10 protein-coding genes are annotated in these 10,060 nt (G+C 63.1%); 5 read left to right on the top strand and 5 right to left on the bottom strand.

The genetic code is table 11. The annotated features are described in order from the left end of the window. Window positions 1-299 precede the first annotated feature (299 nt). A complete protein-coding gene (locus ACH2DG_RS20690; RefSeq protein WP_395028462.1) occupies window positions 300-1,178 on the top strand; it encodes a DMT family transporter in 879 nt (292 codons plus the stop codon). Between the two features lie 430 nt (window positions 1,179-1,608). Next, the gene (locus tag ACH2DG_RS20685; protein WP_395028461.1) at window positions 1,609-2,322 is read left to right on the top strand and encodes a Crp/Fnr family transcriptional regulator; all 714 of its coding nucleotides are present in this window, start codon (window positions 1,609-1,611) and stop codon (window positions 2,320-2,322) included. A gap of 190 nt (window positions 2,323-2,512) precedes the next feature. On the opposite strand, the gene rnhA is transcribed toward ACH2DG_RS20685, so the two are convergent. Beyond that, window positions 2,513-2,962: a ribonuclease HI gene (gene rnhA / locus ACH2DG_RS20680; protein ID WP_395028459.1), complete on the bottom strand. Its 450-nt coding sequence runs from the start codon at window positions 2,960-2,962 to the stop codon at window positions 2,513-2,515. 133 nt (window positions 2,963-3,095) lie between these two features. Next, a complete protein-coding gene (locus ACH2DG_RS20675) occupies window positions 3,096-4,055 on the bottom strand; it encodes a class I SAM-dependent methyltransferase (RefSeq protein ID WP_395028458.1) in 960 nt (319 codons plus the stop codon). On the opposite strand from ACH2DG_RS20675, the gene gloB reads away from it, so the two are divergent. The 3 genes from gloB to ACH2DG_RS20660 all read left to right on the top strand — a co-directional run bounded on the left by gloB (window position 4,054) and on the right by ACH2DG_RS20660 (window position 6,835). Further along, a complete protein-coding gene (gene gloB / locus ACH2DG_RS20670; protein WP_395028457.1) occupies window positions 4,054-4,842 on the top strand; it encodes a hydroxyacylglutathione hydrolase in 789 nt (262 codons plus the stop codon). The two genes, ACH2DG_RS20675 and gloB, sit on opposite strands and share 2 nt — an antisense overlap. Further along, window positions 4,839-6,398, top strand: coding sequence for a transglycosylase SLT domain-containing protein (locus ACH2DG_RS20665; protein ID WP_395028456.1), 1,560 nt, complete (start codon window positions 4,839-4,841; stop codon window positions 6,396-6,398). The genes gloB and ACH2DG_RS20665 overlap by 4 nt, the downstream gene beginning before the upstream one ends. Window positions 6,399-6,517: 119 nt before the next feature. Then, on the top strand, window positions 6,518-6,835 hold the full coding sequence (locus ACH2DG_RS20660) for a tetratricopeptide repeat protein (protein ID WP_395028454.1): 318 nt from the start codon (window positions 6,518-6,520) through the stop codon (window positions 6,833-6,835). Window positions 6,836-6,981: 146 nt separating this feature from the next. Here the strand turns inward: ACH2DG_RS20660 and gsiD are convergent, their stop codons facing one another. From gsiD to gsiB, 3 genes are all read right to left on the bottom strand, one after another. After that, window positions 6,982-7,923 (bottom strand): glutathione ABC transporter permease GsiD, encoded by a 942-nt coding sequence (gene gsiD, locus ACH2DG_RS20655; protein ID WP_395028453.1) that lies wholly within the window; start codon window positions 7,921-7,923, stop codon window positions 6,982-6,984. Window positions 7,924-7,934: 11 nt separating this feature from the next. After that, a complete protein-coding gene (gene gsiC / locus ACH2DG_RS20650; RefSeq protein WP_184707402.1) occupies window positions 7,935-8,855 on the bottom strand; it encodes a glutathione ABC transporter permease GsiC in 921 nt (306 codons plus the stop codon). 3 nt (window positions 8,856-8,858) lie between these two features. Further along, window positions 8,859-10,060 (bottom strand): glutathione ABC transporter substrate-binding protein GsiB (gene gsiB, locus ACH2DG_RS20645; RefSeq protein WP_395028451.1); only part of this gene is annotated, 1,202 nt, incomplete at its 5' end.

Here is a 10,060-nt window from a genome sequence, read left to right as displayed (position 1 = left end):
AAGAACGTGTTTACGATCTCCTCGCGCCGCGACAGTGGCTTTGCGGGGCGCCCGGCTAGGGATGGGATGCGAGGCGCAATACCGCAGCAATAGCCCCGCTATTGCGAGGATTTGCAACAACGCAGACCGCCCGCAAGGCCACTGTCCCTACGGGTTGGAGTGAAATCGGGCGATTTCTGCGCGCTGGCCCTTGCTTGCACCCCGGTGCAAGCTGCGGCCAAGCACTTCGAACTCATCCCGATTGCACTCCAACGCGGCTGCGTAGAGATCGTAAACACGTTCTAAGTCCTTGCAAAGCCATGAATATCGTCGGTATCGCCCTGCATGTGTGCGGTTTGTGGATTCTCTCCAGCCTGGACGCCAGCGGCAAGCTGCTGGTAATGGCGGGCGTGCCGGTGCTGATGGTGTCGTGGTTCCGCTATGTCGGCCACGTGGTGCTGATGGCCATTTTTGTGCTGCCCAGGCGCGGCCGCAGCCTGTTCAAAACCCAGTCGCTGCCGCGCCAGCTGCAGCGCGGGGTACTGATGATTGCCACCACCCTGCTGTTCTTCCATGTACTGAGCCTGGTGCCGCTGGCCGAGGGCACGGCGATGAACTTCATGGCGCCGCTGCTGGTGATGGTGCTCGCGCCGTGGCTGCTGGGCGAGCGGCCCCGCTGGCACCGCCTTGCAGGCGTGCTGCTGGGTTTTGTCGGCATGCTGATCGTGGTTCGGCCGGGCGGCCAGTTGTCGACCGAGGGTGCGGTCTGGGGCGCCATCACCGCCGCTACTTTTGCGCTCTTTCAGATCAGCACGCGCCGCGTGGCGGGCGATGACCCGCTGACCAGCAATTTCTACGGTGGCCTGCTAGGCGCCATCGTGCTGACGGCCCTGCTGCCGTTTTTCTGGAAGTGGCTCAATCTGAGCCCCTGGCAATGGGGGCTGCTGCTGTCGACGGGGCTCACCGGCTTTGCGGGCCATTGGTTGCAGATCACGGCCTACAGCAAGACCAGCGCCACCTTGCTGGCGCCCTTCAACTACCTGCAGATCGTCTCTGCGACCACCCTGGGCTGGCTGGTGTTTGGCCAGTTGCCGGGCGCAACCACAGCAGCGGGCATGGCGCTCATCTGCCTGGCGGGTCTGGCAGTGGTGCTGATCGAGCTGTGGCAACGGCGCCGCCGCGCAGACGCGGTTGCCTGATCTCGCAGGTGCGCCCACCTGATGTGTGTGAGTGGTTGCGGTAGCAGCCTGCACTGACACGCCGCTGACAGCCAATTCCAGCGCATTCCAGCCACTGCCAGCAAATGGCCCGCTGCGTGGTGGCCTGCCGCAAAGCCCCACTGATTTGTTGCGCCATCACCGACCCTTCACCGATGCAGAAGGCTGTCTTCACCATTGGTGCACCTAGGGAAAACCCATTCTCAAAACTGATAGCTGGAAGCGCCCTGCTGGTATGCAAATTACGCTATTTCCTGATTGAATAACGGGCAACAGACGGGGTGATTTTCCTTTGTCAGCCCTCCTACGATGTCAGACGACAATTAACAATTCACCGGCAATGCCTTACATTCGAGCGTGACCGTCGCGCAAGCGACAAAACAAAGAACTTCAGTCACTGAGACGACACGCCATGGACGATCCCATCCTCACGCAAGAAGAACGCGAAGCCATCAACACCGGTCGGTGGTTCCAGACGCTTTCACCCACCCTGCGCCACGACATCCTGCGCTGTGCGTATGTCAAGCGCTTCAAGGACGGCGCGCTGATTTTCTCGCGCGGCGATACGCCGGAGGAATGGGTATCGGTGGCGCGCGGCTCGGCCCGTGTGAGCTCTGCCTCGCTCACGGGCAAGCAGATCACACTCACCTATGTGGAGCCCGGCACCTGGTTTGGCGATGTGGGCCTGTTTGACGACGACAGCCGCACGCACGATGTGTACGCCCATGGCGAAACCACCCTGGTGTGCGTGAGCAAGGCCGATTTCCAGCGCATTCTGCAGACCCATGTGGAGTTTTACCAGGCGCTCTCGCGCATGCATGCGCGCCGCATCCGCAGCCTGTACTGCATGGTGGAAGACCTCAACACGCTGCCGCTGCGCGCGCGCCTTGCCAAGCAGTTGCTGCACCTCTCGCGCAGCTATGGCGTGCCCGGAAAGGAAAGCACCGAGACCCGCATCGGCCTGCAACTGGCGCAGGAAGAGCTGGCCCAGCTGCTGGGCGCGTCGCGCCAGCGCGTGAACCAGGAACTCAAGTCGATGGAGCGCGAATCGTCGATCCGCATCGAGCCCTCGGGCCTGATCGTGCGCGATACGGACGCACTGCGCCGGATTGCCGCTGCCGAATAGGCAGCGCAACTCCCGAAAAAAACAAAGCCTGATGGCCCTTGGTCATCAGGCTTTGTTGCGTTGGATAAGCACTCGTCTCTTTAAAAGACACCGTAGCGGTAGGCCACGTACAGCGCAGCCACCACACCGATCACTGCCAGAATCTGCATTGCCCGTCCCATGGCTGCTCCTTCCTGATATATGACTTGAATCAAGCCCGACCCAGCGCCACATCCACGCCCTTGTTGGCCAGGCTGTCGGCCCGCTCGTTGCCCGGGTCCCCGGCGTGGCCCCTGACCCAATGCCAGCTGATGCGGTGCGCCCCGCCGTGGACAAGCGCATCGAGGCGTTGCCACAGGTCGACATTTTTCACCGGTTCCTTGCTCGCGGTACGCCAGCCCTTGGCCTTCCACCCGGCAATCCATTCGGTGATGCCCTTGCGCACGTACTGGCTGTCCAGGTAGAGCGCCACGTCACAGGGGCGCTTCAGCGCTTCGAGCGCCTGTATGACGGCCATCAATTCCATGCGGTTGTTGGTGGTGTTCAACTCGCCGCCATACAGCTCTTTCTCTGCCTGGCCGGCGCGCAGCAGTGCGCCCCAGCCGCCAGGCCCGGGGTTGCCCTTGCAGGCACCGTCCGTATAAATCACAACTTGGTTCAAACCAGCTCCTTGGCGCATGCCACTGTCAGTGCGGCAACTATAAGCGGTTTTCAGGAGGGAATGGCGCCAGAGCTCGCTTCACAATTGATAGCTATCTGTGATTGACAGACAAGCGCCAGGGCGACAAAAGCGCTTAAACAGGCCTTTCCCAGCCATCTCCCTTCGGCTGGCTGGCGCCACCTGTGGCCCTTTTGTCCAACACGCCATCGCGCGCCGCCACCGGTCGGCCCACGGCAGCAGGCGCAGCCGCCTTCCAGGGCGCTGCCAGCATGTGCACGCCTGCGACTTTCTTCACCGCCTCCACAAAGTACACACCACCCAATATCGGCCATGCGCTGGCCCCTACGCTGTCCATCCAGTCCCAGCGGCGCAGCCAGGTATCGGTGCGCATGGCCGGGCGGTAGCAGCCAAAGCTGGCGGTCTGCAGTTCCAGATCGAGCAGCTTGAGCCAGTCACGCAGGCGGCCATAGCCGATCAGGCTGCGGTCGTCGGGCATGGGAGGGAGCTTTTGCAAGCCGGGAAGGCGGCGGCTCCAGGTGTGCATGCCCCACAGGCTTGCGGGGTTCACGCCGCTGATCAGCACCCGGCCCTCAGGCACCAGCACGCGGGCCACCTCGCGCAGCACGGCGTGCGGATCGGCGCTCAGCTCCAGCGTGTGGGGCAGCAGCACGAGGTCGAGCGAGTCATTGGGAAAGGGCAGCGCCTGTCCCGCGCACAACAGCACCGCGGTCTGTGATGGCACCGCAGCGTTCTCAGCCTGTACCGCCCCCGCGCCTTCCTCGAACGCCCCCGGCGCGGGCCCCGGATCAGCAGGCGCAGCCTGGGGACTTTGTAAACCCTGTGCAAAGCTGTTTACATTTACAGTTTGCAGCGTCTGCCATTGCGCCTGCTGCTCCGTGGACTCGAGCGCCAGCCAGCGATGGGGCATGCGATTGGCCCGCAGCCCCTGCAATGGGAAAAGCCCGATCTGCAGGCTGTGAAAGCCAAAGATGTCGGCCACCGCGTCGTCGTAACATGTTTGCTCCCAGGCCAGCATGTAGCGGCCCAACGGCATGTTCCACCAGTTTTGCGTGCCTATAATTTGTTCATTCATGCACTTGCACCCTTTGCCCGCCTTTACCGATAACTATATCTGGCTGCTGCACGACGGCAGACAGGCGCTGGTGGTCGACCCCGGGCAGGCCGCGCCCGTGATGGAGGCGTTGCAAGCGCTCGGGCTGCATCTGCAATCCATTGTAGTGACACACCACCATGGCGACCATGTGGGCGGCGTTGCCGAACTGCGCGAAGCCACCGGAGCGGCGGTGTACGGCCCGGCGCGCGAAGACATTCCCGCCCCCTACCACCCGTTGCGGGGCGGCGATACCTTGCCGCTATTGGGCCACACCTGGCAGGTGATCGATGTGCCCGGCCATACCGCCGGGCACATTGCTTATTACTGCCCCCTGGTGGAAGGCGAGGCTCCCCTGCCCGCCCCCGTTCTTTTCTGTGGCGATACCTTGTTTTCTGCAGGCTGCGGCCGCCTTTTCGAAGGCACCCCGGCGCAGATGCATGCATCGCTGTCTGCATTGGCAGCCCTGCCCCCCCATACCTTGGTGTGCGCTGCGCATGAATACACGCTCTCCAATCTGCGCTTTGCGCAGGCAGTGGAGCCAGACAACGCCGATATCGCCCGGTACACGGCGCACTGCGAAGCGCTGCGGGCACAGGGCACCCCCACCTTGCCTGCCCAGCTTGGCAACGAGCTGCGCATCAACCCATTTTTGCGCAGCGCAGTCCCCGCCGTGGCACGTGCTGCTCAGCAATTTGATCCATCCACCCCCAGCGGCGATTCCGTATCGGTACTGGCATCGCTGCGTCGCTGGAAGAACCAATTTTGAAGAATTACCTGCACCTGTGGAGCCTGAGCGCGCTCCTCGTTCTGACCGGCTGCGCCACTACCAGTCAACCAGAGGCCAACAAGAGCGAAGCGGAGGCGCAAAGCACCGCCAGCCATACTCCCAGCTACCCCAGGGGGCCGCTCAGCCCCATCAATTCCGCCAGCGTGCAGCGCAATGGCGTAGCCAATCTGGCCGTGCCCGATGACCTGTGGGACCGCATCCGCCGTGGCTTTGCCATGCCCGATCTGCAAAGCGACCTGGTGAGCAACCAGGAGCAGTGGTATGCAAGCCGGCCCGACTATATCCAGCGCATGACGCAGCGCTCCTCCAAGTACATGTTCCACATCGTCGAGGAGTTGGAGCGCCGTGGCATGCCGACCGAGCTGGCGCTGCTGCCCTACATCGAGAGCGCGTACAACCCGCAGGCGGTCTCCAGCGCCAAGGCCGCTGGCATGTGGCAGTTCATGCCTTCTACCGGCACGTATTTCGAGCTCAAGCAGAACATGTTCCGCGACGACCGGCGCGATGTGCTCGCATCGACACGCGCCGCGCTCGACTACCTGCAAAAGCTCTACAACATGTTTGGCGACTGGCACCTGGCCCTGGCCGCCTACAACTGGGGCGAAGGCAGCGTGGGCCGCGCGCTGGCACGCAACCAGAAGCAGGGCCTGGGCATGGGCTACACCGACCTGAACATGCCCGATGAAACGCGCAACTACGTGCCCAAGCTGCAGGCGGTCAAGAACATCATCGCCCGGCCGGAAAACTTCCAGACCGAGCTGCCGCTGATCGAGAACCACCCTTACTTCCAGGCTGTCACGCTGGACCGCGACATCGACACCGCACAGGTGGCCGAACTCGCCGGGGTGACCATGGATGAGCTCAAGTCGCTCAACCCCTCGTTCAACAAGCCCGTCATCTTCAAGGCCGGAACGCCCCAGGTGCTGCTGCCCTGGGACAACGCCAATGTCTTCCGCCGCAACCTGCAGGCCCATGAAAAAGGCCAGTACGCCAGCTGGACGGTCTGGACTGTGCCCAGCACCATGACCGTGGCCACCGCCGCAGGCATGGTCGGCATGAGCGAAGGCGACCTGCGCGCGGTCAACAACATTCCCCCGCGCATGATGGTCAAGGGCGGCTCGGCACTGATGGTGCCCCGATCGGCTGCCGTCAAGCAGGACGTCTCCAGCCATCTGGCCGATAACGCGCACATTGCCCTCACGCCCGAGATCGTGACGCGGCGCACCACCGTCAAGGCCCGCAAGCACGACAGCGTGACCGGCATCGCGCAGCGCTACAAGGTCACCGCCGCCCAGGTGGCGGACTGGAACGACGTGGGCGTGAAGGCCGCCTTCAAGGCGGGCCAGCAGGTGGTGTTGTACCTGCCGGTGCGCGTGGGCGCAGAGCGCCACGCGGGCAACCGCAACAACCATGCAGCCAGCCGCAGCAGCAAATCGAGCAAGGGCAGCTCTGCCCAAAAGGGCACGGCCCGCAACACGCCCACCAAGGCCGCGCCCTCCAAGCGCAGCACGGCCACGGCAAAGAAAAAACGCTGAGCCTCCGACAGGCCCGCCGCAAAGCGCCCTACGGGGCGCTTTTGTTTTTGGGGCATGCACCCACCCGCATTGCGGACAAGCGCACGCCGCTATCCTCCGTGGCATCGAAAGGATGAGCGATGCGCGAAGGTCTCGAAAAACTGCTGGCCAGCGGCCAGGACAACGCCCTGCTGCGCTTTGGCCTGGGCAACGCATTCCTGCGGGAAGAAAACCATGCCGCAGCCGCAGAACATCTGAGCCGGGCGGTGGAACACAACCCGCAATACTCTGCCGCCTGGAAGCTGCTGGGCAAGGCCTGGCTCGCACTGGGCGAGCGGGCAAAGGCGGAATCGGCCTGGCAGCAGGGCATGCAGGCGGCAGATGCCAATGGCGACGCACAGACCGCCAAGGAGATCACGGTCTTCCTCAAGCGCCTGCACAAGGAGCAGCCGCAGTAAGCGACCCCCATTAAACATTAAAAAAGCTGCTAGCGCTTATGCATCAAGCGCCAGCAGCTTTGTTTTTGATAGCAGACTGCGAATCAGCCCGTGGTGGTCAGTTGTCGATTGACGATTGACGATTGACGATTGACGATTGACGATTGTCAATTGTCCAGCTTGGGGTCGAGCGCGTCGCGCAGGCCGTCGCCCAGCAGGTTGAAGGCCAGCACGGTCACGAAAATGGCCAGGCTGGGGAAAAGCGCCACATGCGGGGCGTTGAGCATGTCGCTGCGCGCCTCGTTCAGCATGGCGCCCCACTCGGGCGTTGGCGGCTGGGCACCCATGCCCAGAAAGGACAGGCTGGCCGCCGTGATGATCGAGGTGCCGATGCGCATCGTCAGGTACACCACCACCGACGACACCGTGCCGGGCAGCAGGTGGCGCAGCATGATGACCCAGTCGGGCGCGCCGATGGAGCGCACCGCCTCGATATAGGTCTGCTGCTTGAGTGCCAGCACATTGCCGCGCACCAGGCGCGCAAAGGCCGGCACGCTGAACACGGCCACGGCCATGATGACGTTGATCATGCCGTTGCCGAGAATGGCCACAATGCCGATGGCCAGCAAAATGCCGGGAAAGGCGAACAGCACATCGGACATGCGCATGACGATGCGATCCCACCAGCCTTCGTAGTAGCCCGCCAGCAGGCCCAGCACGGCACCAATCACCGCGCCGATGGCCACCGACACAAAGCCTGCGGCCAGCGAGATGCGGGCCCCCACCAGAATGCGGCTGAAAATGTCGCGGCCCAGCGAATCCACGCCAAACCAGTGCTTGGCAGTCGGTGGCGAGTTGAGGGCGTCGTAGTCGAAGAAATTCTCGGCATCGAACGGCGCAAGCCACGGCGCCAGAATGGCCACCAGCACCAGCACGATGATGAAGGCCCCAGCCCACAGCGCCAGCTTCTGCCGCTTGAACTTGCGCCAGAACTCGGCCATGGGCGTGCGCATGCGCGTCGATGCGGCCAGGTTGGCGGGCAGCGTGGGCGTGGCAGCGGTGCCTGCAGGAGCGCTGGCCGGGGTTTGGGGAGCATTTGGAGTAGTCATGCCCATGCTCCTTACTTGTAGCGAATGGTGGGGTTGATCCATGCATACAGCAGGTCAACCACCAGATTGATCAGAATGAATTCCAGCGAGAACAGCAGCACCAGGGCCTGGATGATCGGGTAGTCGCGCATTTCGACCGCATCGACCAGCAGGCGGCCCATGCCGGGCCAGTTGAAGACCACCTCCACCACGATGGAGCCGCCCAGCAGAAAGCCGAACTGCAGGCCCATCATCGTGATGACCGGAATCATGGCATTGCGCAGGCCGTGCTTGATGACGACCACGGTCTCCTTCAGCCCCTTGGCGCGCGCCGTGCGCACGTAGTCTTCCTTGAGGATGTCGATGAACGAGCTGCGCGTGAAGCGCGCCATCACGGCGGCCACGGCAGCGCCCAGCGTGAGCGACGGCAGCACGTAGTGCTTCCAGGTATCGGCCCCCACCGTGGGCAGCCAGCCCAGGTTGACCGAGAAATACTGCATCAGCAGCATGCCCAGGGCGAATGACGGGAACGAGATGCCCGACACCGCCAGCGTCATGCCCAGGCGATCGGGCCACTTGTTGCGCCAGACCGCCGAGACGATGCCCAGGAACATGCCCAGCACCACCGACCATGCCATGGCCACCACGGTGAGCCAGAAGGTCGGGCCAAAGCGCTCGGCGATCTCCTGCGAGACCGGGCGCTTGGTGCGGACAGACTTGCCAAAATCGCCCTGCAACGCATTGCCGAAGAAACGGATGAACTGCTGGTGCAGGGGCAGATCGAGCCCCAGGTCCTTGCGGACGAGTTCAATCGTCTCGGGCCCGGCTTCGGGGCCTGCCGCCAGGCGCGCGGGGTCGCCAGGCAGCATGTGCACAAAACCGAACACCAGCACTGCCACGATGAGCAGCGTCGGTATCAGCCCCAGCAAGCGTTTGAGCAGGTAGCGATGCATGGATTACTTCAGGTCCAGGTCAACAAAGTTGAAGTTGCCGTCAGGAATCACGTAGAAGCCGGACAGGTTCTTGGCGCGCACGGACACCAGCTGCTCGGTGTTCAGGAAGATCCAGGGTGCGTCCTTCCAGATCTTCTGCTGGGCATCGGCGTAGATCTTGCCGCGCGCAGCCGTGTCGGTGGTCACCAGCGCCTTGGCGATGTCGGCATTGACTTCGGGGTTGCTGTAGTAGGCGGTGTTGAAGCCCTTGGGAGGTGCGCTCTCACCCGCCAGCAGCGGGCGCATGGCCCAGTCGGCTTCACCGGTGGACGACGACCAGCCCACGTAGTACATGCGCACGCCCGCCTTGGCAGGGTCCTGCACCGATTCCACCTCGGCCACGCGCTGGCCTGCTTCCAGGGCGCGCACGGTCACCTTCACGCCGACCTGGGCGAGCTGCTGCTGCGCAAACTGGATCACCTTCTGGGCGGTGGAGTGGTTGTAGGCCGACCACAGCGTGCTCTCAAAGCCGTTGGGGTAGCCCGCTTCCTTCAGCAGGGCCTTGGCCTTGGCCGGGTCGTAGGGCCATGGGCCGAGCTTGGTGGCAAATTCCACGCCCTTGGGCAGCACGCCTTCGGCAGGGATGGCAGAGCCCGCAAACGCCACCTTGGACAGCGCTTCCTTGTTGATGGCGTAGTTCAGCGCCTCACGCACCTTGGGGTTGTCGAAAGGCTTCTGCGTCACATTCATCGAGATGTAGCGATGGATGATCGACGGCGCCTTGGTGATTTCGAGGCTTGGCTTCTTCTCGAGGTTGGCCACGGCTTCTGGCGGCACCGGGAAGGCGAAGTGCGCCTCGTTGGTCTGCATCATCGATGCACGGGTGTTGTTGTCCACCACCGGGCGCCAGGTGATCGTATCCACCTTGGGCAGGCCTTTTTGCCAGTAGCCGTCAAACTTGGCGACCTTCATGTAGTCGGAAGGCTTCCACTCGACGAACTTGAACGGGCCGGTGCCCACGGGGTGCTGCACGATCTCCTTGCCGTACTGCTTGAGCGCAGCGGGCGAGATGATCACGCCCGAGGGGTGGGCGAGCGAATTGACGAAAGGTGCAAACGGCTCCTTGAGCGTGAACTTCACCGTCAGATCGTCCACCACCTCGGTCTTGGCGATGTTCTTGTACAGGTTGTAGCGCTTGAGCTTGTTGTCCGGGTTGGTCACGCGGT

Source organism: Comamonas odontotermitis (assembly GCF_040396735.1).
Classification (GTDB): Bacteria; Pseudomonadota; Gammaproteobacteria; order Burkholderiales; family Burkholderiaceae_C; genus Comamonas; species Comamonas odontotermitis_C.
The sequence above is the reverse complement of the archived record's forward strand: the minus strand, read 5'-3'. Positions and strand labels throughout refer to the sequence as shown.